Genomic DNA, 23,958 nt, shown 5'->3' with positions numbered 1-23,958 from the left:
AAATCTACCCCCCCATTAACCCCAAATAGATCAATTCAAACATCACAAATCCGATTAGCAATCCCACAGTCACCGCGACTAAAATCCTAGCCCAAAAGGGCAGCCTGATAATATAATCCAAATTAATTCTTTAATAGTTTGTTCAGGCGCAAAGATGAAAATATTCCATAAAGATGATTCGGGATTGGGCAAGAATTTAGAGTTATCTGTAAGCATCTGACTACAATGCTTTGGAAGGGATTGATTACCAAATATCCACACAAAAAATAATTCAGCATTTTTTTAATAATCAATTGATTTTTCTATCTTTGCACTTCCGTTAACATAATTACGGATAGAAATTAATAAACATAATTATTTACAAAATGCAACAGTACGAATCTGTAATCATTCTTACCCCGTTGCTTTCAGAAGATGCTGCGAAAGAAGCAATCGCAAAATTCAAAGACATCTTGACAGAAGGCGGAGCCGAAATTATCGCTGAAGATAATTGGGGTTTGAGAAAATTAGCGTATCCGATCCAGAAAAAAACAACTGGATTCTATCACTTAACTGAATTCAAGGCTCCAGGTGAATTAATCAAAAAATTAGAGGTTGAATACAAACGTGATGAGCGCGTGATGCGTTTCTTAACAATCTCTCTAGATAAGCACGCAGTGGCTTACAACGAGAAAAAACGTAGCGGTGCATTCAACAAAAAGGCAGAAACTAAAACTGAGGAGGTAGCAAACTAATGGCAAACGAAAACATCCAATACGTGACTGCTCCTAAAGTAGAGGACAACCGTAAAAAATACTGTCGCTTCAAAAAGAACGGTATTAAATACATCGACTACAAAGACGCTAACTTCCTTTTGAAGTTCGTAAATGATCAAGGTAAAATCTTACCTCGTCGATTAACTGGAACATCACTGAAATTTCAACGTAAAGTTGCTCAAGCCGTTAAACGTGCGCGTATTATCGGACTTATGCCTTACGTAACTGATTCATTAAAATAAGGAGGATACGATAATGGAAGTTATATTAAAACAAGATGTTAAACACCTTGGAGAGAAAGACGATATCGTAGTAGTAAAACCAGGTTTCGGCCGTAACTACTTAATTCCTCAAGGATTTGCAGTAATGGCGACGCCTTCTGCAAAGAAAGTGTTAGCTGAGAATATCAAACAAGCTCAGTTCAAACAAGAGAAAATCAAAAAAGATGCTACTGAATTAGCTGGTAAATTAGAATCAGTAAAATTAACTATTGGTGCTAAAGCTGGTGAGTCTGGCAAGATCTTCGGAAAAGTTAACAGTATTCAAATCGCTGACGCTCTTAAAGCGCAAGGTTATGAAGTTGACCGCCGTCGTATCACTTTCGAAACTGAACCTAAGCAATTAGGTGAGTACATCGCTAACTTGAACTTACACAAGGAAGTAAAAGTACAAATCCCTTTCGAAGTTATCGCTGAGTAAGCATTTAACAATAAAAAAATCCCCGTTATCAAATGATAACGGGGATTTTTTTATTGTCAGTATTTAGTAGCAAGTATTTAGTATTTAGACCGCATGGCTTTCAATTAACCGGAGCCAACTGATCAATTACCTAATCTATCCTAATTATTAAAGGGACATTTGCTATTGAGGATCTTTCATCATATTTTTTTTGAAAGAGCAGTCTAAATGGATTTAATATTGACCTCATTCGAGACACATTCCGAATTTTCGCAATACAAGCAAATCTATTCTCGAATATGCCTCGAATAAGTCTCGAGTAAAACCCATATTTCAATCCATTTATTTCCTATTCAAAAGTACCTTTTTAGCGGAATATATCGTTGGAATGGGATGCAAGAACAGTTTGAATTCCCAATAATCGGATAGAATATTCACCAATGCAATTAATTCAATGGCAAAGAAAAAGCCCCTCATATATTTAAGAAGGGCTTGAAGAATCCTATTTTTAACGGAAATGCTAAATTTCCGATACTAATTCCTATTGGTTAATATTGCCACAATACATCTACCCTATGTCCAGGATGATTATGTCTGCCTTTATTACCTTTGTATTTTTTCTTTTGTTGACCAGGTGCATAACGTTTTGCGGATTTACCACCGTATTTCTTCTTAGCCTGTCCTGGAGGCATTCCATGCGGATGATGATGGTGTGTATAACATGCTGATACACTAAATGCCATAAATGCTACTAATAATAATCCCAAAAATCTTTTCATACTATATTCATGTTGTTCGCTATATATGACCAAAATCTAAGCCAAAAGTTTAAATTTTTAATAAAGCATTAATAATTAATTGTTTGAACATTGAGTATCAACACTTTACTTAGACCCAATAATTTGATAAAAAGAATTTATCGCAGAGTTTTCAAATGCAAATCCACCCTTTAAACGTAGGCTATTTGATCCCTCAGCGATACCGTTCAGATCCCCTTTTAAGATTTTATCATAATTCGGTAACCAGCCTAAGTATTTCGCCGAAACAGGTTTTTTCTGGTAGCTCAATATAAATACATTAGGTGATGGCTGCAGATCAATATTTTGGCCAAATGCTGCAGGATCTGTACTCAATCTTATCAAACCATTATGAAAGTCCTTGCCAAACTTATAGAACATCTTTTCTGGAAGATATCCTAATAAATGTGGGGAGGCCATAACTTGAAAGGTTAATGAAGGAACTTCAACCTGATTGATTTCCTTTTTCTCGGTCATCTCAAAATTATCATCATAATCATAGGTAATGATGGTATCAGACTCCAGCACTTCTTTATCCTTCAATTCAATTGTTGCAAAATTCCCAACATACTTATAGATACTATCGACCGGTAGTTTTAATTTTTCCAGTTCGGCTTTTTTATCCTTCAAAATAAGGGAAAGATCAGAGTTTAAGGCCATATAAAGCACGTTGTCTTCAGGTATCACGGCTTGGACAGGCTTTGATGGAAAACCCAATAAAGAGGATTTTACAAAGGCATCAATATCAAATCTTCCATTTTGAAAATTAACAGTAGCCCAATTGTCTTTCTTGTCCACAAAGCTCATATCAGTATCTTGGATCTCCTTCAGCGTTTTGCCAAACTCATTGGCATAAACCCACTCACCTTGGTCGGATTTCAACAATGTTAACATGGTTTCAGCTTGCTGGTCTTTTCCTAATGATAATATCAATCTTTGATCATCAAAGAGAGCCTGTACATGCTTTTTGGAATATAGCTCCTGCCCTTTTTCCAAACCTTGGAAAACGGAATCTTGGCTTAATCCTAATTGACCTTTTAGAAAATTTTGGATATCTGCCCTATCCGTTACTTCCAAAACTGCATAGTAATGATGTGAAGTATCACTTAAACTAAACATATATAATTTACCAGGTATGTGTACTCCTATATTCCACAACTTGGCTTTACCCCCTATTGTACTGGTATCCTGTTTGGAGCCGTAATATTCCGAATAATTGGAAAGGGAATTCTTGAGCATCTTCAAGAGAAGACCATCCACATCCAATCGAATTACTGAAACTGAATTTTCAGGGATTTTAATGTTTTCTGCTTTTGAAGATCTATAATACTTAAAAACAAAAAAACTTATAGCCAATACGGCTATAAGTCCTAATATAAATACTATTGTTTTTTTTATCCAACCCATAGGTTAATCATTTAACGATTTACTGACACGGTCCATAGAATTGAGCAAGAAATCTAAAGCATTTTTTCCGGTCTTAGGAAAATCCACACCGGCTTCCCATGTAAAATTCTTGCCTTTCAATCCATTGCTGATCATATAGATATCACCATATTCGGACAGACCTTTCAATTCACTCTCCATCGAACGATGTACCGGAAGATCTAGATCATCGACCATACTTGGAACCTTTTTAGTGTTGAACAACATGGAGAATTTATTTTTCTTGGCGATTGCAGCAAATCTTCCTGGGTTTCCTTTAAAGGTTTTATCCTTGATCTGTTTCATCTGCTCTAAATCATTGCCCAAGAAAACAATCCCTTGCTGGATCAGGATGTATGGAGCAAATTCATCAACCTTTCCGCCAACAATCTCATAGATTCCATCATGGTTTACCATATTGTTCTCAATCTCTAAAATAGCAAAGATTTTTTCAAATATGCGAGTATCATCGGAAGAGAACATCCACAGGTAGTTCGGGATTTTCTCCATTTTGGTTTTTTCTATCTCTTGATAATTGTAATCATCATCATATTCATAGTCAATATATTTCACTTCTTTTTGGGTAATTCCATTCAAGATAAACAGGTTATCTCCTTTAAATACTTTGGCAACTGCTTTTTCATCAACAATAATCTCCATACTTGTGGTAAACAGATCAATGATCTTCTCAACTTTACCATCCATACCACCATAAACGCGCTGTACGATCCTAGGCATGTGCTTCAAGTAAGCTTCGGTATTAAGGTTGATCGAAAGGAATCCTAAAGCATCGTCATTTAAGTAGTTTACAAACTTAGGATTGATTTTTTTATTGTACATTTCCTTATAGTACCTTGTCATCTCCTTATCAAAGCTGACATCACCAAGGATCTTCATCCTATTTCCGTCAACAACAACAGTACTGTTGATGCTTTCGTATCCATAGTCAAAAGCTGGCTGTCCGCTCATATAACCATAAAGAAGGTTTCTAGGGTAATAAAAATGCATTAAGCTGTCTAATGAACCTATTTCAATTCTAAGCAGTTCATTATCTTTCATAGAAGTCATCTTTTTCGATTTATAGCTTTTAATATTTCCGGCAATAATTCGATCCATTAGGTTATTGACTTCTTGGTTGGCAAAAATATTCTTAATGGAGTCATTATGATTCGATGTCTCGCTGTATTTTAGATAATAATCGTCTTGATATTCATCCTTTTCTAAAACGGAATCCACGTAAGTAAACTCATCCGGTACCATCGGTGGAGCGATATAACCTTCTTCCCCAGGTTGAGCCACTTTTTCGGGAGGCAATGGCAAACTATACAGATCTGATGTATCTCTTTCTACTGGAGCTTCTTCCTCAATTTGATACACAGTGTCCGCAGCTTCTGCCCAAGCTTCCCAATCCAAGGTGCTATCAGCTGCCACTGCTACTGAATCCACTCCATCATAATCATAGTCATAGTCTTCCGCCGCGTAATCATACTCGGGCAATTCCAAAAGGCCAAATTTCTGTTTGATGTCCTCACGGCTGAAATAGTTGTCCATGGGCACACCAGCTAAAAGAAAAATGGTATTTTGATTCCAACTGATACGGAGTGTCCTATCTTCACTATAGATGGTATTTAGGTCACCCTGTACATCGATAGTATACTCTTCAGGAAAGATCGATTCAAATTGAGCCTTATTTTTTAATGGCATCATAGCTCCGAAGAACTGCATGCTATCATTGACATTGGTATACAAATAAGATTTTGCATTGATATCGATTCCTAACTCTTCGATATTTTCAGATTGAAATTTACTGTTGTCTTCTGCAATTTTTTTAAACAGACCAGCTCTTTTCAAGATTTCGTTCAATTGTTGGGCACTCGCATGTTTGAAAAATCCTTTTCCATTCAATGCGACCACCACTTTAGATTCAGCAGGAACCTTTGACAAGAGATCTTGCGAATATACATTCCCTCCCAGACTTACTGCCAATAAGGCGATGGCAAGTTTCAAGTTATTCATATATGTTTTATTAGATATTCTTAAATTATTTAAGGACAATATTGTTAGATAGGTTGGCTTTACCATTAATTAAGCTAGGAACGGAAACCTTGACCATCACAGCTTGCTTGTTGCCTGAAACCTTACCGCTCGTATTGTCCTGTTTGATGACAGGATTTTGAAAACGATAAATACTGGTGTAAAATGCCTGATCGAATGATTTTTGATTTTCAGGCTTTAGTTTGTCAAACTCTTTTTTTGCCTCGGTACTATACTTATAGTTACGCACAAAGGTTTTATTACTTGGATTAAAACTATAGCTCGAGTAAGTGTTTAATTTGGTCTTGAAATGTTTAGAGAGTGTTTCTGTATAGGAATTTAAGGCCTGCACATTTTGGAAATCACAGGACACACTCGCTATATAATTATTAAAATCAAGCTTATAATCTACGTTACTGATCCCTTTGGTATTCTTTAATAACTGAACGATGGTAGCCACTTCTTTTCTGATCTCAGCCTGATTTGGGATCTTGAACCCATCTATCTTATCCAACTTCATTAGGGATGATACCTTTGTACGGCTCTTGCTCATGTTCAGTGTCCCTACGATAGATCCACTGCCATTACTTTTCATGTTGATCTCTTCCACAACATCAAAACAAGAACTCAGCAATAAACAAAAAATAGAACTAATAACAAGTAACCCGATTTTCCTGATCATTTTCAACATATTAATAGTATTAGCAATCCAAATTTTAAGTCTTCGAAATTATCAACTTAAAAACACATATCCTTCACTGATTTCAGTGATTTTTTAAACTTAATGCTTAAAGTTTCATCCTGCAAGCATCAGGATGCAATAATTATATAAAAAAACAATATTTAAGGCGAGCATTATATTAGCTAAATCATAGAATGACAAAAATTGACAATGTATGAAAAGCGCCAGCCTCTCGCCATACAAATATCACGAATATCAGCAATAACCAATAAAAAAGGCCATCTACAAAATGTAGACAGCCTAATAAATTGTATGGTTAAATCTTAGTAGTTATATTTCTCTACAGATTTAATTTCATTATTACCTTCCGTAAAGACCAAAGTCGGTTGATAGGTTTCTGCCTCTTCAGGACTTAAGTTCACAAAAGAAAGAATGTGTACAGTGTCGCCTACTTTAGCATGTAATGCTGCACCACCATTCATACATACTTCGCCACTTCCTCTCTTGCCAGGAAGGACATAAGTCATGATACGACTACCATTTACAGCATTATTGATATATACCTGCTCATATTTTACAATACCAGCAGCATCCAATAAATCTGCATCAATGGTGATAGAACCATTATAGCTCACATTTGCCTCTGTTACTTTTACGGTATGAATTTTTGCTTTTAAAATTTTTAATTCCATTTCTTATTATACTTTTTTAGATAGATTGTTTTAAATTTAAATTATTAATATCTAGTGTCTTAAACACCATTTCCTTATCATTCTGTTTAACGAGATGCTTTTTATGGTGAACATGATAACTAAACTTAAAATCATGTAAATCACTGTATGCAGCATCTGTAGTTCCGATTACGGAGTATTCAACCTCTCCTTTATGGTTGAACTTACTTATTTCAGCTTCATCTAGATTTGCTGAAATGGAATACCAACAACCTTCACCCAATCCACCAAGCCACTCTGCCTTGTTCGGAAGGTCCTTTGGCCTTTTAGGTTCTTCGATAAAACCCAATAAAAGATCATCAGGAACTTCATGCGACCTTGATTTCAAGAAATTAGGTTTCAAGAGATCGACCTGGAATTTTAATGACTCCCAACGTCCCATCCTTTTCTTTTCCAAAACGCCATTGTGGAAACAATAGATCTCATTATCATCAACAGCATTGACAACATTGCTGGTAGGACTTGCCTTCAGGCATTCCGGAAAAAAGATTTTATTACAGCGCGGATCATTCTTTTCCATCGCATTGACCAAGATCTGGGCTACATACCGTGAACAACTGTTATTATTCGGAGCGATGGCTCCGTACAAAATAGGTCCCTTATCTACCAGGGATTCGGCATATTCTACTCCTTTCCGAAAGGAAACATTTTCGGCGATTGAACATAACAACCGGCCTGCCCCATGGGTAGCAGATTCTTTTTTGGACAATTCGATGAGGATCTCTTCAAAATTCATCAATTGATTGTCTTCCGAAAAGGTAGCTTTACTGTGCAACTCCAACCTTGGATCAAACTCACTGGATCGCGCTCTTCCAAATCCTCGAGGAACGATATAACGTCCAAAGTCAAAATACCTGAGATCTCCAGACTTTCTTTCAATTAAAACTATTGCTGCATGCCCTACCTTGAAATTAAGGTTCTTTACTATCCCTAATTTCTTTAATATGGCCATCCATAACTCATCACCCCTCGCCGTTTGGTCGGGCCAAGCTATTGGAATTGCGATATCATTATATTGATGCATTATAGTTTTCCTTTACCTTAGGTTGAGGATAAAAATCCTGATATAACTTGTTAATATAGCGAGTACCATGGTCTGGAAAAAACAAGACCACTTGATCCGTTTCTTTTAAATTCATTCTTTCAATGTTCTCATCCAAAGTGGCCAAGACCGCTGCACTTGAAAACCCCAATAAATCACCACATTCCTCCAGATATTGATGGGCGATGGCTTCTGATTTATCTTTTCCGATTTGAAAGATATGATCGACTACTTGTTTGTCAAATGCTCCTGGAATAAATGTCCGGCCAATACCTTCTATGGCATCAAAACGGACTTCTTCCTCAGGGATTGGTTTATTGTCCATAAACAGATGATAGACGGAATTCTTTGGTTCAACCCCCCAGATCTTGATCGCGGGATTACGCTCCTTTAAATACCTTCCAATTCCTGAAATGGAACCACCTGTACCAACACCTACCAAAACATGGGTGACTGCAGTATTTGTCTGCAGCCAAATCTCCGGTCCTGTTGTAATATAATGTGCTTTGATGTTGTTTGAGTTATAGTATTGGTTCGTAAAATAGGTATTGGGATTGTTGGAACAAAAAGCCTGTGCAAGATATTGAGTGGAATTGAAAACATGCAAACCATTGGAATTATCGCATCGTTCAATTTCTGCACCATAGCTCTCCAATAATTTAATCTTTTCATCAGAACAACTGGCAGAAACAAATATCTTCGACCTATAGCCAAGCTCTTTTGCGATCAGAGCGATGCTAATACCGGTATTACCACTACTTGCTTCGACAAATGTGCCTCCCTCAACAATTTTATTGCGCTTAATGGCATCTTCAACCATAAACCATGCGGCCCTATCTTTAGATGATTTTCCAGGATTATAGAACTCCTCCTTGATTAAGATGTTTGTTCCATATTTCTTGGATAAAAAATCCTCCCTTCTTAACGGTGTATTCCCAATAAAATCCTTTATCAATATTCCCTTTGTTTAGTATTTAGTTTATAATAATTTAACGTCAATATACTCAAGATTATTCTACTGTATTAACCTAAAACGTGCCAAAAAGTTCATTAACAGAATTTATAAAAACCAAAATGGCTAAAAAATTGCAGCTTAGAACCTAACTGCCAGTAAAAACTATCTCAAACTTTTAATATTAGGAAACTAAATAAAATTACGATAAATTTTAATAAAGTCTATCACTTGAAGATTTAGAGCAAGCATATTGTTACTAAAAATTGAAATCCTAGCTTATTTTTATAGTTTTGTCCTTTAATATTATCGATATGAAACCAAAGACCATTGTAATCGCCGTATTATTGGCCTTATTAGCCATTGTCCTTTTCAACAATAAAGAGGAAGCTTCATTTTGGCTATTTGGGGACATCCGCACTTCGAAATTGATTATTCTAGGGATATTTTTTCTTCTAGGGGTCATTGTCGGTGCTATTCTATTTAGAAGAAAGAACAAGCACCCAAAGGAATATGGGATTACCAATACGGTGAATCCTACCGAAGATCAATTGTTTTTAGGGAATGATGATGAAATGTCGGATGATGACAGAGAATATATCCGGAGGGACTAAAAATATGTGAAATGGATCAGTTGCTTTCATCAACTGATCCATTTGTGTTTTTTGCTTTTGTTTTTTTCATTCGGCCAGATTTCTGCAAACCTTGATGGATCAGAAATTCTATCTGTCCATTAACGCTCCTAAATTCATCCTGAGCCCAGGCTTCCAATAGCTTAAAGGTTTCTTCATCTACCCTGATCACAAAACTCTTTTTCATAAATCTTTCTTAACTATCCGGAATTACTCCTTCTTAAATTAATTATAAAGGGTTCCTGCATTTACAATAGGTTGTGCGGCCTTCTCTCCACAGAGAACCACCATCAAATTACTGACCATCGCAGCTTTTCGCTCATCGTCCAATTCCACAATATTCTTGTCCGATAGCTTTTGGAGTGCCATTTCAACCATACCGACAGCACCTTCAACGATTTTTGCTCTGGCAGCTACAATTGCTGAAGCCTGTTGACGCTGCAACATTGCCCCTGCAATTTCTGGTGCATAGGCCAGATGCGTAATCCTAGCCTCTTCTACCACTACCCCAGCTTTGGATAGACGTGCTGACAGCTCGGATTCCAAGATTTTATTGACATCTTCACCCCCATCTCTCAAGGTTAGGTCAGCATTCTCATCCTCAAAACTATCATAGGCAAAACTTACGGCAAGATGTCGTACAGCAGCTTCGCTCTGAACCCTCACGTAGTCCATATAGCTCTGTACCTCATAAGCCGCCTTGTAGGTATCACCAATTTTCCAAACGATTACTGCCGCAATCTCAATTGGATTACCCAATTTATCGTTCACCTTCAAGGTCTGGCCCTGTAAGTTTTCTGATCTAAGGCTAATTTTCTGCGCCGTATAGAATGGATTGATAAAAAACAGACCATTTGCCTTGATGGTGCCAACATATTTACCAAATAGATTCAAAACACGGGAATGGTTTGGATTGACAATGATCAACCCTTTCACGATTACTATAAAAACAATGAACAGGATCACCAAGACTGGTACATATCCAATCTGCCCATGTGAGCCTATCTGAATAAATGAGAAAATAATTCCTAGAAGGCTTAAAAACAATATCCCTAATGCTAAATAGCCTGATGTTGGTTTAATGATCTTTTCCATAATTATGATTTATTATGATATTATTTTGATATCATAAATATAGAGAATATTCTTTTCATATTTCCAAGAAAATATCAAAAAAAAGAGGCTCCTTGAAAAGTATTTTCAAAGGAGCCTCTTTTTTATTTATAGAAAGCTTTTAAATAGGTATTCAGCTATGGTTGAATATGTTTAGGTCTTATAACGTACTCATTACCTCAGGCTTCAATACGCCATCAAATTTCTTGTCAACGATTAATATGGCCATAGGACGCATGGTAAAACTCTGTTTTTCGCCGAAAGACTCTTTATATTTCAGCAATAACTCTGCTCCTTCTTTATTCAAAGAAATGGAATCAATGCTAGGTTTTAAATCCGAGCTCGTTGAAATGATCGCAATAACAAACTGCTTATCAAAATCGATATTACTGGGCATTCCAGAATCACCCATAGTTGCTGCTGGCGAAAAGAATTCATCAAAAGCTTCTTGAGTTTCAATTTTGTGGGCTCCATTTTTATCCTCTGAGACGGTGTTTTTTACAAAATAATTTTCGCCTAATACAAATGGAACAAGTTCCCTGTTTGCTTCAGACTTTTCGATTATGCTGTCATTGATAGCATTCCCATCTTGCTTCGAACCGGCATTATTGCTACAGGAAGCAAGTAGCAGTGCATTCAAGATGATTGGTATAAATAGTTTTTTCATTGTGTCATGTATATTTTATATCCATTAAATGATTGGAAAGCAAATTTGTTTGAAAAATATAGCAGTTCAAGAATTCATCTAGGCTTTGAATGGGGAGAATTTATTTAAAATTAACACACAATTATCTCAAAGGCTTGATATCCAAGTATTTTTAATAATAAGAGAATTTTTAATATAATTTTAAATACCGAGAAAAATTTAACAATATTGTAAAGTGTAAGGTTTGAGGCGACAATTATTAAAATTCATTTTATTGATAGATTGACATATGAATTTCCACATTATCAATGATTTATATTATAAAGATTTTCATGCTGGTTTTAAAGCAAGATACGATGTTTTTGAAACCATCAAGTCAGACCTATCTGATTCCAATATCTATGAATTTTATAAGATCACGTTAAAAGATTCCAAATACAGGTTGAAAAGGATAATTTCTAGACGATATGCAAATTATGCCAATTACCTTGCCTTCAAAAAATATATAGGAGAATTGGACTCTAATGACGTGATCATGGTCCTGATTCCCTTTGAAAGCTTGTTTGAAGTGGCTAAAGCCGTCTATTCTAGCCTATATAAGGCAAAACTTAATAAAGGTTTGAGGATCATCATGATGATAATCGATTTAGATTCCATCAGGCGAATTGGGCAAATCGACCCAGAGCTAGAGATTAAATATTTAGATTTTGCAGATGTATTGATTTCGCAGAATGCGGAAATGTCCAAATGGCTAATAAGCAATCATATCGCAGCTGATAAGGTCGTAGATTTAGAATTATTTGATTTCAGGCTCGATCCAAACCATCAACCTTCAGGTGTTGGAACAGCGATATTGGAAAAGAATATTGTTTTCGGGGGGAACTTAACCCCAGAAAAAGCAGCCTTCATCTATAAATGGAAGCCTAAGTTCAAAACGAAGCTGTATGGCATACATTTAGAACCAGTGGAATTGCATAAGAATATGGAATATTTAGGTGTATTCGACCCTAGTGATCCAACCATGGACGTCAGTGGCATTTCATTTGGATTGGTTTGGGAAGGAGACAGTACAAAAACCTGTACCGGTCTGGCTGGTCAATATTTAAAATATTCCACCCCCCATAAGATATCATTATACTTATCTCAAGGTCTGCCCGTCATCGTCTGGGAAGAATCGGCCATGGCAAAATTTGTTCAAGAGCATAATCTTGGCCGTACGATAAAAAGCTTAAAGGACATTGAGCAAATTTTAGACGATATTACGCTCACTGAATATGAAGAAATCAGAACAAACGTTTTGAAAATCAAGGAGAAGGTAATTCGTGGTGAGTTTTTAAAAAATGCACTCAATCAATGCTTCATCAAACTGGACAGTCCTGACCTACAGAGTAAAATAAAGTTTAGTCAAAAAAAAGAGCTTCTATAGTTTTTTAAACCACAAAAGCTCTCATTTTCTGAATCATTTATATTAAGATTTCTCCTCTTTATCCCCTCCTATCATTTTAGATGTAATCCCTTTTTTGTCTGTAGTTTCGGCGATAAAAACTCCCAGCAAGTGGAGTACCACAAATATAGGAAACCAGTAAAGTCCCCATTTATGGACACTTTCTATGCTTTCTTTCCATTGACTAAAAAAGCCTTTTTCTATACAGATTCCAGTTGCTGCTGAGATCATTACAAAAAGATAGAAATAGACATAGGTAAGTCCTTGTAAGCGCTCCTTTAAGGACTGAACCTTCAGGAATGGATTGGGAAACCTGATCCCCTTAACGAGCATATAGATAATCCTAGCTAGAAAAGAAAAAATCATAATATGTGCAAAAAGCTCATGCCATTCCCACATAGGTTCACGGATACCCTTCACAACCTCAGAAACCTGCTCTTTTGAAATGCCTGAAACTTGCTTTTCTAAAACAGGGATTATGTTATTTTTGCCCATCCAGTACATCCTAAGAAAACCTGTTATGAAAAGAACGGGCATTGCAAAAGCCATAATCCAATGTAACAGGCGATGGAAAACGGTAAAATTTCGTTGCATACTCATGATAATGGGATTGGCCTAGTTAAAAAATTTACTGAATTCCATATAGGAGTCATGAAGCTTGGCAATGATGACATTCACCTTTTCAGGATTTTTCTCGGCTTCTAACTCCTTGACCAATTCCATATGAGGATGTAACCATTTATGCAATTCATCGTGTCCTTTCCCATCCATGGTACAGCTTTTTATGAGCTGATCATTCTGTTCTTTTAATTCTTTTGCAAGTCGCAGATTATCGGTTTGTTTTTCCTGTACATAAATCTGAATCAAGTCCACCCCCTTCAAAACAAAAGGTTTCATTTCTTCATTCATCGTCCATTTCTTTCCATTGTTCAATTCCAAAGCACCATCAGCATGATTATGCTGATGTTCTGCATGGTTTTCTGCGTCGTGATTGTGTGAATGTTCTGAATTTTGATGGCAGCTCCATAATAAGATGCTGCTAATCCCCAATAGCATTAATTTTTTCATATTCTGTTTATTTTGTTTTAATCATTTTCAGTACTCCATTGACCACAGCCCTACCATCCTTGATTAGATCTGTCTTATTACCAGACAGCTTCCATTTAAGAACTGTTAGTCGAATACCACCCAATAATATAGTCGCTAAGGTTGATGAATGTATCTCCGTATTGAAATCACCGTTGGATTGACCATTCAGGATATTCTGTTCTACGTAGCCCTGCATCAAGTCCAAAATTTGAGCAACCTTTATACTTAGGCCTTCATCAAAATGAAAGATATTCTCAGCAAATATCACACTCACAACTGCCGGTCTTTCAGTAAAAGTCTTGAACTGGAAATTGAACAGGTCAATTAAATTCTCAGAAGGACTCTTCTGACTATTGACAGAGAGGCTTGAGATCCTTTTTTCCATTCTGGCAATGAAATAATTAAGCAGGCTCATGAGAATATCATTCTTACTCTTAAAATGCCTATACAAGGCAGGTTCAGTTACTTTGATATCTGCAGCCAGATTCTTAATGGTCAAATTCTGTATGCCATACCGGTCAATTCTCCTAGTAGCAGCTTCAATGATTTCAATTTGTCTATCCGTATATCCTTCAATCTTCATATCTACAAACCTTATGTTAGTTAGTATTCACTAACAAAGTTAAGTATTGTTTAACAGATTAATACAGAAAAAGATATCGATTTTAAGGAATGTTATTCTGAGGAGTTTTAAGTATGCTTTAGTATGCATCCCGAATGGGTATTATATGGTCAGTTATTGCTTTTCCTGAAAGTTGTTGGGGTTTTTCCTGTCCATTTTTTAAATGCTCTGACAAAACCACTCGGTTCTGCATATCCTAAAACCGCTGAGATTTCCTTGACAGAAGACGTACTATTGCACATATAATGAATGGCCAATGATTTTCTTACCTCTTCGACAATTTGAATATAAGAGATCCCTTCTTGTTTGAGTCTCCTTTGAAGTGTCCTTACACTTACATTGAAATTACCTGAAACAGACTCGATGGATAAAGAAAACAGGTAGGAATTTGCGATCAAGAAATTAAATATCCTTTTAGAAAGGTTTCCTTTTATGGCAGGAGAATTTTGCAATAAGCTGATTTTTTCAATCAATAGGCTCTGAATTTCATAATTTGCCGTTAGAATTTTAGTGTGAAGGTAATCCTTCTTGAATTCCAAGATATAGTTTTCACTCTTTTTTACAGGACAACCTAATATAGCTTCATATTCTTTCCCATGCTGTTTTTTATATGTTGGAAAACTCGCAGAGATTGGGATAGGATTTTCTAAGACCAACCCTTTTAACTCATATAGTACAAATGACAACAGAAAGTCCCCCATCTGATCCTGAGCGGTTGGTGTATCTGAATAACCTCCTGTTTTTTCGAAGTTAATATTAAAGGTATTTTCCTTTTCTATTACATTTAGCGAATAAAAGTCAGTCAATAAATGAACCATGGAACATGCATGTTTTAATGCATCTTTAACATTACTGCTCATCTGTATGACCTGTCCGACTATACCCAATGCTGCAATTTGCATAGAAGTCCCAAAATGGAAACCAGAAAGTTCATTTTTTGAGAGATGGACTATGTTTTTCCAAATGACTTCCATCTGCTGGTTTGAAATGCTAAGCGATGACTTTGTGTGAAGGTCTTGAAGTTTTAACCCAGCAAATGATGCCAGTTTCTCAATAACTAAGCCTCTCTCTTTACAAAATACCAGCAATGCCTGTAAAAATATCTCTCTGTAATTCATAGTGTAAAAGTATAAATATACCAATCATATGACCAAAAACTGGCATGAGATGACAAGCCATTGTCGCCAAATGGTAATTAGCAACTAACAGCTGACAGATAACTTTGTAGAAACAAATTCAAAGATTATGGTACTTAAAAATGTTTTACTGATAAATGCTATCAGTTCAGGATTGACAGGATTATTGATTGCTCTTAATTCAAAAGTAGTAGCAGGAATTTTTAAGGTGAATAACACTGTCCCAATTATTGGAACCGGTGTTTTTCTGGTTGTGTTTTCCCTCTTTGTCCTCCTGACTGCCTTTAAACACCTTCAAGACAAGTCATGGACTAAATTTATTATCGGAATCGATGTAACTTGGGTCGCTGTTAGTATAGTAGTTACAGCCTTATTGTTTTCTACTATTAGTATGATCGGATCTATAATAATTTTAGCAGTTGCTGCCTGGGTGGGATTGATGGCATACCTACAAATGAAGACCTTAAATAAAATGTTACGATGAATAAAATAGGAGAATTTATTACGGATTTCCTCAGGTATATGCAGGAAAGAGATTTTAATAATCTAGTTAATCTATTTGCTGAAGAAGTGAAATGGGAAGTTCCAGGGGATACAGACAGACTGAAATGGCTAGGTGTAAGAAAAAATAAAGCTGAGATTGAAAGCTTTTTCCAGCTCCTTTGGGCAGAGACAGAACCCTTATCAGCTGAAATACAAAAGATTTTAGCTGATAAAGATGAAGCTATGATAAAAGGTGAATTCACTAGCAAAATGTTGAGAACAAACAAGGATGTAACCTCTATATTTTTCATTCATTTTAAACTTCAAAATATGAAAATAGTAGAATACACCTTATTAGAAGATAGTTTTGCAGTATCAGAGGCTGTAAATTGAGAAGAAAGTTCTTTGTGATGCCCACAGCCCTACCCGGAACATGCAATTATTCGAATCCAAGCGGGCATAATGCCTTGGAGATTCGCTTGGTCTGATCCCGCTAGGGTTGGTTCAGCCCCACAACACCAAACACATTCCCTGAACCTTCTCCGGGTCGAACCGCAAAGGGTGCCTGCGGTGCATGTCCGCCATGCCCGCAGCTCTTCCCAGAACATGCAATTATTCGAATCCCAACAGGCACAATGCCTTGGGGATTCTTTTGAACTGATCCCGCTAGGGTTGGTTCAGCCCCACAACCACAAACACTTGTCCTGAACCTTCTCCGGATCGAACCGTAAAGGGTGCCTGCGGTGCATGTCCGCCATGCCCTCAACCCAATCAGGAACATGCAATTATTCGAATCCCAAGCGGGTACAATGCCTTGGAGATTCTCTTGGTCTGATCCCGCTGGGAGTGGTTCAGCCCCACAACCCCCAGACACTTGCCCTGAACCTTCTCCGGATCGAACCGTAAAGGGTGCCTACGGTGCATGTCCGCCATGCCCTCAACCCAATCAGGAACATGCAATTATTCGAATCCCAAGCGGGCACAAAAAAAGCCTCACATTTCTGTGAGGCTTTTTTTGTGATCCCGCTGGGATTCGAACCCAGGACCCATACATTAAAAGTGTATTGCTCTACCAGCTGAGCTACGGAATCGTTGTTCTTTTATCGAGAACCCTTCGTTGTTTGAAGTGATGCAAAGGTAGGTTTTTTCAGAACAATTCACAATCTAAAAATACTTTTTTTTCATTATTCCCTTAAACAGCCTGATAATAAAAGAATTATTTTTTCAAAAATGCTCAATCGTGACTAAAAATCCACATTTACTTCACCACTGAGTGGGAATGGTCCTTTCATTTACCCCTTGCAAAAATTGCAGCTAATTTCAGCAGACAGCAGTCATGAAGCACTAGCTCAGATATACAATCACGCTAGTTTGATGCTGATTAACAGCAATTTACAAATTCTTGTAGAGATTTTGTAGATGCTTTTTTACCGGACGTATAAACATTGTAGATTCTAATTAATTGTATCTGTCCCTGAAATTGAAAAACTTTGGATAACAAAAATAGAAACTATGTTTTTCATATTCGGAGTCAGAAAAAGTCGTATTGGAACTCAGGTTTGTTCCTCCACATGCAGTTATTGCCAGCAGAAGGACACATTGGCCCTAATTGCTTACCAAAATTATTTCCATGTGTTTTGGATTCCTCTCTTCCCGCTTTGGAAGGAAGTTCATTCTGTTTGTGTCCATTGCAAGCAACAACGTAGAATGAGCGAATTTAAACCCGAAATAAAACTAGAAGCGATCGAATTAAGGAAACGGTCGAAAACTCCGTTTTTCACTTATGCCTTACCGGCCTGCTTCCTTCTAGTTTTTATTATTAGCGCCATTGTACACTCAATAAAGTAAAAAATTAAACAATAACATCATGAACAACAAAACATTAGCAGTAGTCGCTTACATCACACTTATTGGTTGGTTAATCGCTTATTTTTCTGGAAAAGAGAAAGCAGATGACTTTTTAAGGTACCATTTGAGGCAAGGTCTAGGCATCTTCGTATTTGGTATCTTCCTTTCGATTATTTTGAACATCCTAATGATGGTAACCGGAATTTATTCCCTTGGATACATTGGATTGATCAACATCGTCTTGATGATCATTGGTGCCATCAACGCTTCGAACGGAGTAATGAAACCTCTTCCTATCATCGGTACGTTCTTTGAAAATAAATTCAAGTTCATTAGCTAGTCTGATTGAACGATCACAAAAACTATACATAAAACATTTATTCACTTAATAAACAGATCAATATGAATTACAAAAGCATATATATAGGAAGCCTTCTGGCCATGGCCTTGTTGGCGAGCTGTAACAATACTGACAAAGCAAAATCAGGTGAATCCGAAAGTACTATAGGCGGATTGTTTGGTGGGAAGGATGACAAAAACAAAGCTAGTGAAATCATTAATTTTAACAATTCCATTGTTAAAGTTGATAATTCCCAAAACTCGGCCATCCAAACCTTTGCCAATAACTTTGACAGTTTCGAAAAATACGTAAAGGGTAAGGTGGAAAATCCAGAAGGTTTCATGAGCATCCCACCAATAATGATGTTCCCTCCTACTGTCCACAATCTAAAGTCCCTTGTTTATCCAGATGGACTGAGCAAAGAATTCAAACCGCTTATCGATCAGATGAATGAAAGCTTTGATGCCATCAAAGAAATCAATAAGGAGGTAGATTCATATAAATCCGCTGAAGATTGGAAAGAAGACAAAGGGCAAAAATTAGTTGAATTAAGAGAAAAAGCAACAACCGAAATCAAGAAATACCGTGACGCTTCGACTGCTGTCTTCGCTAAATTAAAACCTCTTGCTGAGAAAGCTGAGGAAACGACCTTGGAAGGCAATCCATTGAAAGATCAATATGTAGGATCCAAAAAACTATTGGAATTAGTGCAGAATACTACCAATATCGCGTTTGAAACAGAAGATCAAGCCAAATTGACGGCTGATTTCAAAAAACAATATCAAGATATCGAAAAGCTTTACAAGGAAAATAAAGACAAAGAAATTCCAAAAGACTTTCAGCCTAAGATTAGAGCCTACGGAATGTTCAACGATGATGTAAATGATTTCTTAGGGAAAATGAGGATAGCGCAACGTGAATTGGATGCAAATACCCCTTTGAGCGAAGATGCATTGAGAGGATTGGATAACGCTGCTGAATCCGTCCTAAGATCATATAATGCATTTGTAGATTAAGTTTCTACAATTAAAGAGAAAATACTGCTTTTGCCTTGTAACCTCAAGGTAAAAGCATGTTTCAGTGAGAACAGAACACCCAAATGGAAGCTAGGAATCAACAGCTTTCAGCAAAATCAAGCATTAATGGAAAAAAATAAATTTACTAACACTACTGCTATAATCCTTGCCCTGTTTATTTCCATGTCATTTTTTACGAGCTGTGATTCATTGACCGGCTCTAAAAAAGACTTCCAATGGAATGAGGAAGTGGCGGACTTAACAGACAAAGACCTCAAATCTTGGCTAAGAAAAGCACCTTTTTCCAATGAACTAAAAGGCAATGATAATGAAGTGATGTTCAGCAATGCTGAACAGGTATTCCCTTTCTTAGGAAAATACTACAATAGTGTAGAACGACAAATAAAGAACTATTCCGATTCTGATGCCGGACATATTTATCAGACAGAAACAGTATTGTTCCAAGATCCGCAATGGGGAGACCTTTTTGTCAGTGCGGCATTGATGTACAATAATGATGAGCTTTTCTTAAATGATAGCAACATAGAGTCTGGCGATCCCATGTTTGAAGGAAAGGATGCCATATATAGTACCTACCACGGTGGCTTAATGGAAACTTCTGTCCACAGCAAGGGTCAGGATACTAAAAATGGCTTGTATTGGGGCTCGAACAGTGCGAAAACTTATTTGTTAGCCTTCTATCAAAAAAACAACTTAGTCTTTGAAGTCGCTGTACCTTTAATCGGACAAGACACTTTAGCCACATTAAATAAACTGAAAGAAGTCAACACAGCCCTTGCATTAAATGTCCCGGAGTGGACAAATGCCCAAATTAAGGATCTCAATCCTCTTGACAGCAGTGGCACCTTTTGGAAGGATCCATTTCAAGGGATTTATGCAGTAAACTACTTCATACCGACAGTTTTCCTTAAAACCTTAGATACCGATTTTAAAGAAGAACAATCCTCAACCGATGAAGTCTATCAATATTCTGCAAGCCATAATGGCGGTACGGCAAAATTCAGCACCAAAATAGCAGCCAGCACTTTAAACTTTGAAGATTTTGAAAAACAATACAAGGATTTCGCTCATTATGAATACTTCCACAAGAAAATATATTATGAAGAGAAGGAATCTGGCAATGAAATCCAGGGTAATGCCTATGCTTTCTATAATCCTGAAAAGATATTAGAATTTGAGTACAGTTACCCTAAAAACAATCCAGAACTAAAAAAACAGATGCATTCCATCTTGAAATACGTCAAGATCACGAATCCCTACTAAAAGAAAATTGTATAGTATAGTTTATTAAGTGAAAAACCCCTTTGGTTCTAGACCTCAGGGGTTTTATTATTAAAAATAGAGAATAGACTTATTTAAAGATTGTTTCATTAACGATCTTGATTTCATCTTGAGAGATCGTATGTCCCATATTCGGATATATTTTCTCCTCTACCTGTGCTCCTAAACTGCGCATCAGCTTACTGCTTTCCTGCACACGTTCCACTGGAACATGAAAGTCAGGGTCTGATGTACCGATAAATACATTTGTACCTTCAAAATCACCTGCATAATGGTCGGCATGTAGCTTTTCACCAATCAGACCACCAGTAAAAGCAACAACACCTCCATATTTCTTTGCATTTCTACTTGTATACTCCAAAGTCAAACAAGCCCCTTGGGAGAATCCCAAGAAATAAATGTTTTCGTTCTCAATTCCCTTCTCATTGGCAATTTGCACTGCCTCTCCTATTAATTCAAGAGCGATGTCCAAATTCGGCTGATTTGAAATAATGGGCGCAATAAAAGAATGTGGGTACCAGGTATTCTGATCAGCTTCAGGCCCTAACAATAAATAATTATCGACTTTTAAATATTCAGCTAGCCCCATGATATCTTGAGCAGACCCACCTCTACCATGAATCATGATCAAGGCTTTCTTAGGATCATTTACATTTCCACTTTGATATATTTTTGACATAATCTTATTATTTAAATTTAATGACTTAACAATTTAATGTTGAGGCAGATGACAATCATACACCTCAACAAAAATCTTATTTCAATACCGGCAACACTTTCTCAATAGCTGAACGCTGAGGCTCGTATTGTTTTGGCAATTTTAATGAATTACCTAACTCTGCCAATGGCTCATCTACATCAAATCCAGGGTTTTCAGTAGCGATTTCGAACAATACACCTCCTGGTTCACGGAAATACAAAGAATGGAAATAATCCCTATCGATCTGAGGAGTAATCTGTAAACCAGCTGACATGATTTTTTCACGTAATTCCATTTGATCCACATCATCCTTTACACGGAATGCGATGTGGTGATTAGTTCCCGCGGTGTTGATTCCTCGTTGTGCGTTCTCATCAACCAAAATATCAATGATATTTGCAGTATCGATATTTTTGCTTTTGAATCTATAACGATTTCCTTCTTGAGCAATCTGTTCGTAATCCAACAAATCGGTTAAAACCTTTGCTGTTGGCTCTACATCCCTTAAGGTTAAAGTACTGTTATGAAAACCTTTAGTAGCTACCTCTTTACCTACTTGTTCAGTAGACCAGCCAATTCTATTATCCGCATCTTTTGGAACAACCAATGATAGATTCAATCCATCAGGATCCAAAAATGGAAGATACAACTCTCCAAAGCGCTCAACGGCTTCTCCTGTCAATACATTGTTTTTTCCAAAGCGTTCTTTCCAAAACTCTAAACTTCCTTCTGGAATCGAATAAGCAATTTCTGTTGCCATTCCGCCGCCGGTTCTACCTTTGCCAATACCTTCCCAAGGGAAAAAGGTAAGGATAGTTCCAGCATTCCCTTTTTCATCTCCGTAATAGAAATGATATGTTCCTGGATCATCAAAATTCACGGTTTTCTTTACCATTCTTAACCCAAGGGTATTGGTATAGAAATCGTAGTTTCTTTGTGCCAAATTAGCGATGGCTGTTATGTGGTGTAACCCTAATACTTTATTGTTCATCTTAATATTCCTTTCTATTTATACCTTAATTATTTGCTTTTGTTTATCTGCTATACAAAGGTGACTAAATCCGTATAGTTGTGCATTGATGTATGGTAAGAAGTATCTCCCTTTAGTAACTAAAGTTACAAAGCCAAGGTTTTCATAATGTTAACTTTATACTAACCAATATTTAGACTTATGGACACGCATTATAGAATCATCATCATCGGTGCTGGTACGGCAGGCATTATGACTGCCGCCCAACTGCTCAAAAAGGACCCCAACTTAGAAATTGCCATTATTGACCCAGCCAAAAAGCACTATTATCAACCGGCATGGACATTAGTTGGAGCTGGAGCCTATGATTTTGACAAAACTGTTAGACCCATGAAAGACTTGATCCCCGAAGGTTGCACCTGGATCAAGCAAGCCGTAATTTCCTTCTCTCCAGAAAAAAACAGCATTCAACTGGACAACGGAGAGGTTCTTGAGTATGATTTCTTGATTGTTGCCTGCGGATTGGTCAACGACCTCAGCCTAATTGACGGGTTGCAAGAGGCTATTGACAGAGGTGTGGCCTGCTCCAATTACATCGATCCAAACTATACCTGGAAATGCATCCAAAACTTTAAAGGTGGAAATGCAGTCTTTACCCAGCCGACAACCCCCATAAAATGTGGCGGCGCTCCACAAAAAATAATGTACTTGGCATGTGACTATTTCAAGAGAAATAATTTGGCTGATCAAGTAAATGTAACATTTGCCACTCCGGGATCAGTAATTTTCGGTGTAAAAGTCATTGCGGATACCCTAATGAAGATCATCGATCGGTACAACATCAATTTTAAACCTTTCTATGCACCAATAAAAATAGATTCAGATAAAAGAATCATCACCTTCAAGAGTTCAGACCCTAAGGATAACGAATGTGTGATAAACAAGGGTGACTCCGATGAAGTTCCACAACAAATGGAACAATTGATTGAAATACCTTTTGACCTATTGCATTTGGCACCACCTCAAACAGCTCCCAAATTTGTCAAAGACTCTATATTGGTCAATGATGCTGGTTGGTTGGATGTAGACATCAACAGTATGCAACATAAAAGATTCACCAATATCTTTGGACTTGGTGATGTGGCCGCCTTGCCTACTGCAAAAACTGGAGCAGCAATACGAAAACAAGTTCCTGTAGTAGTTGACAACCTCTTAAAGTTGATCAAACTACAAGCGGCAGACAACAAATCCTATGAAGGATATTCTTCATGTCCACTCGTAACAGGTTATGGAAAGATGGTGCTAGCAGAATTTAACTATAAAAATGAATTTACGCCAGACCCCAAATTGAAACAGATGCTGATCAAGGACAGCAGCAAAGAGCATTGGCGACTATGGTTATTGAAAAAATATTTATTACCCCACCTGTATTGGAACAAAATGCTCAAGGGTGAAGAGGTATAACAAAGACACACTCTACCTATCATTTTTTTAAATTAGCGATGCAAACTGGTTGGCAAT

At 37.0% G+C, this 23,958-nt stretch carries 27 protein-coding genes and 1 tRNA gene; 11 read left to right on the top strand and 17 right to left on the bottom strand.

The genetic code is table 11. The features are described from left to right. Positions 1 to 365 precede the first annotated feature (365 nt). Genes rpsF through rplI form a run of 3 tightly spaced genes read left to right on the top strand, consistent with a single transcriptional unit; the run spans position 366 to position 1,454 of the window. Entirely contained in the window at positions 366 to 734 is a 369-nt protein-coding gene (rpsF, locus tag NMK93_RS09360) for a 30S ribosomal protein S6 (protein WP_185212047.1), read from the top strand. Further along, a complete protein-coding gene (gene rpsR, locus NMK93_RS09355; protein WP_093096199.1) occupies positions 734 to 997 on the top strand; it encodes a 30S ribosomal protein S18 in 264 nt (87 codons plus the stop codon). The genes rpsF and rpsR overlap by 1 nt, the downstream gene beginning before the upstream one ends. A 13-nt stretch (positions 998 to 1,010) precedes the next feature. Continuing rightward, positions 1,011 to 1,454, top strand: coding sequence for a 50S ribosomal protein L9 (rplI, locus tag NMK93_RS09350; protein WP_185212046.1), 444 nt, complete (start codon positions 1,011 to 1,013; stop codon positions 1,452 to 1,454). A gap of 527 nt (positions 1,455 to 1,981) precedes the next feature. Here rplI and NMK93_RS09345 read toward each other — a convergent pair. The 7 genes from NMK93_RS09345 to NMK93_RS09315 form a co-directional block, all read right to left on the bottom strand. Next, complete coding sequence (locus NMK93_RS09345) at positions 1,982 to 2,176, bottom strand: hypothetical protein (protein WP_237219458.1); 195 nt, start codon at positions 2,174 to 2,176, stop codon at positions 1,982 to 1,984. Between the two features lie 141 nt (positions 2,177 to 2,317). Continuing rightward, the gene (locus NMK93_RS09340) at positions 2,318 to 3,637 is read right to left on the bottom strand and encodes a hypothetical protein (protein ID WP_254526961.1); all 1,320 of its coding nucleotides are present in this window, start codon (positions 3,635 to 3,637) and stop codon (positions 2,318 to 2,320) included. A 3-nt stretch (positions 3,638 to 3,640) separates the two neighbouring features. After that, the gene (locus NMK93_RS09335) at positions 3,641 to 5,671 is read right to left on the bottom strand and encodes a hypothetical protein (RefSeq protein ID WP_185216141.1); all 2,031 of its coding nucleotides are present in this window, start codon (positions 5,669 to 5,671) and stop codon (positions 3,641 to 3,643) included. A gap of 25 nt (positions 5,672 to 5,696) precedes the next feature. Then, positions 5,697 to 6,371: a hypothetical protein gene (locus NMK93_RS09330; RefSeq protein WP_254526960.1), complete on the bottom strand. Its 675-nt coding sequence runs from the start codon at positions 6,369 to 6,371 to the stop codon at positions 5,697 to 5,699. Positions 6,372 to 6,694: 323 nt separating this feature from the next. Further along, positions 6,695 to 7,063, bottom strand: a complete 369-nt coding sequence (gene panD / locus NMK93_RS09325) for an aspartate 1-decarboxylase (RefSeq protein WP_093096189.1) — start codon at positions 7,061 to 7,063, stop codon at positions 6,695 to 6,697. A gap of 16 nt (positions 7,064 to 7,079) precedes the next feature. Then, complete coding sequence (locus tag NMK93_RS09320; RefSeq protein WP_254526959.1) at positions 7,080 to 8,126, bottom strand: DUF6695 family protein; 1,047 nt, start codon at positions 8,124 to 8,126, stop codon at positions 7,080 to 7,082. Next, the gene (locus tag NMK93_RS09315; RefSeq protein WP_185216139.1) at positions 8,113 to 9,099 is read right to left on the bottom strand and encodes a PLP-dependent cysteine synthase family protein; all 987 of its coding nucleotides are present in this window, start codon (positions 9,097 to 9,099) and stop codon (positions 8,113 to 8,115) included. Before NMK93_RS09315 ends, NMK93_RS09320 begins: the two co-directional genes overlap by 14 nt. 311 nt (positions 9,100 to 9,410) lie before the next feature. Between NMK93_RS09315 and NMK93_RS09310 the strand changes: the two genes are divergently transcribed. Next, positions 9,411 to 9,710, top strand: coding sequence for an LPXTG cell wall anchor domain-containing protein (locus NMK93_RS09310; protein ID WP_185212040.1), 300 nt, complete (start codon positions 9,411 to 9,413; stop codon positions 9,708 to 9,710). A gap of 16 nt (positions 9,711 to 9,726) precedes the next feature. On the opposite strand, the gene NMK93_RS09305 is transcribed toward NMK93_RS09310, so the two are convergent. From NMK93_RS09305 to NMK93_RS09295, 3 genes are all read right to left on the bottom strand, one after another. Continuing rightward, a complete protein-coding gene (locus NMK93_RS09305) occupies positions 9,727 to 9,915 on the bottom strand; it encodes an Arc family DNA binding domain-containing protein (RefSeq protein WP_185212039.1) in 189 nt (62 codons plus the stop codon). Between the two features lie 38 nt (positions 9,916 to 9,953). Beyond that, positions 9,954 to 10,823, bottom strand: coding sequence for an SPFH domain-containing protein (locus NMK93_RS09300; RefSeq protein ID WP_185216138.1), 870 nt, complete (start codon positions 10,821 to 10,823; stop codon positions 9,954 to 9,956). Positions 10,824 to 11,001: 178 nt separating this feature from the next. Next, entirely contained in the window at positions 11,002 to 11,508 is a 507-nt protein-coding gene (locus NMK93_RS09295; protein ID WP_254526958.1) for a hypothetical protein, read from the bottom strand. A gap of 268 nt (positions 11,509 to 11,776) precedes the next feature. On the opposite strand from NMK93_RS09295, the gene NMK93_RS09290 reads away from it, so the two are divergent. Next, positions 11,777 to 12,913 (top strand): hypothetical protein, encoded by a 1,137-nt coding sequence (locus NMK93_RS09290; protein WP_254526957.1) that lies wholly within the window; start codon positions 11,777 to 11,779, stop codon positions 12,911 to 12,913. Positions 12,914 to 12,955: 42 nt separating this feature from the next. Here NMK93_RS09290 and NMK93_RS09285 read toward each other — a convergent pair whose 3' ends face one another. The 4 genes from NMK93_RS09285 to NMK93_RS09270 all read right to left on the bottom strand — a co-directional run bounded on the left by NMK93_RS09285 (position 12,956) and on the right by NMK93_RS09270 (position 15,760). After that, positions 12,956 to 13,531 (bottom strand): cytochrome b/b6 domain-containing protein, encoded by a 576-nt coding sequence (locus NMK93_RS09285; protein ID WP_254526956.1) that lies wholly within the window; start codon positions 13,529 to 13,531, stop codon positions 12,956 to 12,958. Between the two features lie 15 nt (positions 13,532 to 13,546). After that, complete coding sequence (locus NMK93_RS09280; RefSeq protein WP_185212034.1) at positions 13,547 to 13,999, bottom strand: hypothetical protein; 453 nt, start codon at positions 13,997 to 13,999, stop codon at positions 13,547 to 13,549. A 7-nt stretch (positions 14,000 to 14,006) separates the two neighbouring features. Further along, a complete protein-coding gene (locus NMK93_RS09275; RefSeq protein ID WP_254526955.1) occupies positions 14,007 to 14,603 on the bottom strand; it encodes a TetR/AcrR family transcriptional regulator in 597 nt (198 codons plus the stop codon). Positions 14,604 to 14,752: 149 nt separating this feature from the next. Further along, positions 14,753 to 15,760, bottom strand: a complete 1,008-nt coding sequence (locus tag NMK93_RS09270) for an AraC family transcriptional regulator (protein ID WP_254526954.1) — start codon at positions 15,758 to 15,760, stop codon at positions 14,753 to 14,755. A 127-nt stretch (positions 15,761 to 15,887) separates the two neighbouring features. On the opposite strand from NMK93_RS09270, the gene NMK93_RS09265 reads away from it, so the two are divergent. Together NMK93_RS09265 and NMK93_RS09260 are read left to right on the top strand one after the other, a co-directional pair. Continuing rightward, entirely contained in the window at positions 15,888 to 16,262 is a 375-nt protein-coding gene (locus tag NMK93_RS09265; RefSeq protein ID WP_254526953.1) for a hypothetical protein, read from the top strand. Then, positions 16,259 to 16,654, top strand: a complete 396-nt coding sequence (locus NMK93_RS09260) for a nuclear transport factor 2 family protein (protein WP_254526952.1) — start codon at positions 16,259 to 16,261, stop codon at positions 16,652 to 16,654. The genes NMK93_RS09265 and NMK93_RS09260 overlap by 4 nt, the downstream gene beginning before the upstream one ends. A gap of 625 nt (positions 16,655 to 17,279) precedes the next feature. On the opposite strand, the gene NMK93_RS09255 is transcribed toward NMK93_RS09260, so the two are convergent. After that, a tRNA-Lys gene (locus tag NMK93_RS09255) sits at positions 17,280 to 17,352 on the bottom strand. 776 nt (positions 17,353 to 18,128) lie between these two features. Between NMK93_RS09255 and NMK93_RS09250 the strand changes: the two genes are divergently transcribed. From NMK93_RS09250 to NMK93_RS09240, 3 genes are all read left to right on the top strand, one after another. After that, positions 18,129 to 18,449, top strand: coding sequence for a DUF4870 domain-containing protein (locus tag NMK93_RS09250; protein WP_185212012.1), 321 nt, complete (start codon positions 18,129 to 18,131; stop codon positions 18,447 to 18,449). Between the two features lie 62 nt (positions 18,450 to 18,511). Continuing rightward, positions 18,512 to 19,465: a DUF3829 domain-containing protein gene (locus NMK93_RS09245; protein WP_254526950.1), complete on the top strand. Its 954-nt coding sequence runs from the start codon at positions 18,512 to 18,514 to the stop codon at positions 19,463 to 19,465. A 126-nt stretch (positions 19,466 to 19,591) separates the two neighbouring features. Beyond that, entirely contained in the window at positions 19,592 to 20,749 is a 1,158-nt protein-coding gene (locus NMK93_RS09240; RefSeq protein ID WP_254526949.1) for a hypothetical protein, read from the top strand. 88 nt (positions 20,750 to 20,837) lie between these two features. Here the strand turns inward: NMK93_RS09240 and NMK93_RS09235 are convergent, their stop codons facing one another. Next, positions 20,838 to 21,446 carry an alpha/beta hydrolase gene (locus NMK93_RS09235; protein ID WP_185217945.1) on the bottom strand — a complete coding sequence of 203 codons (609 nt, stop codon included), beginning with the start codon at positions 21,444 to 21,446 and terminating at the stop codon, positions 20,838 to 20,840. Between the two features lie 76 nt (positions 21,447 to 21,522). Beyond that, positions 21,523 to 22,458, bottom strand: coding sequence for a ring-cleaving dioxygenase (locus tag NMK93_RS09230; RefSeq protein ID WP_185212008.1), 936 nt, complete (start codon positions 22,456 to 22,458; stop codon positions 21,523 to 21,525). 180 nt (positions 22,459 to 22,638) lie between these two features. Here NMK93_RS09230 and NMK93_RS09225 point away from each other — a divergent pair, with 180 nt between their 5' ends. Next, positions 22,639 to 23,901: an FAD/NAD(P)-binding oxidoreductase gene (locus NMK93_RS09225; protein ID WP_254526948.1), complete on the top strand. Its 1,263-nt coding sequence runs from the start codon at positions 22,639 to 22,641 to the stop codon at positions 23,899 to 23,901. The last annotated feature ends 57 nt before the right edge of the window (positions 23,902 to 23,958 follow it).

The organism is Sphingobacterium sp. LZ7M1 (assembly GCF_024296865.1).
In the GTDB taxonomy this organism is placed as follows: domain Bacteria; phylum Bacteroidota; class Bacteroidia; order Sphingobacteriales; family Sphingobacteriaceae; genus Sphingobacterium.
Note: the sequence above shows the minus strand (reverse complement) of the source record. Positions and strands in the feature narration are given on the sequence as shown.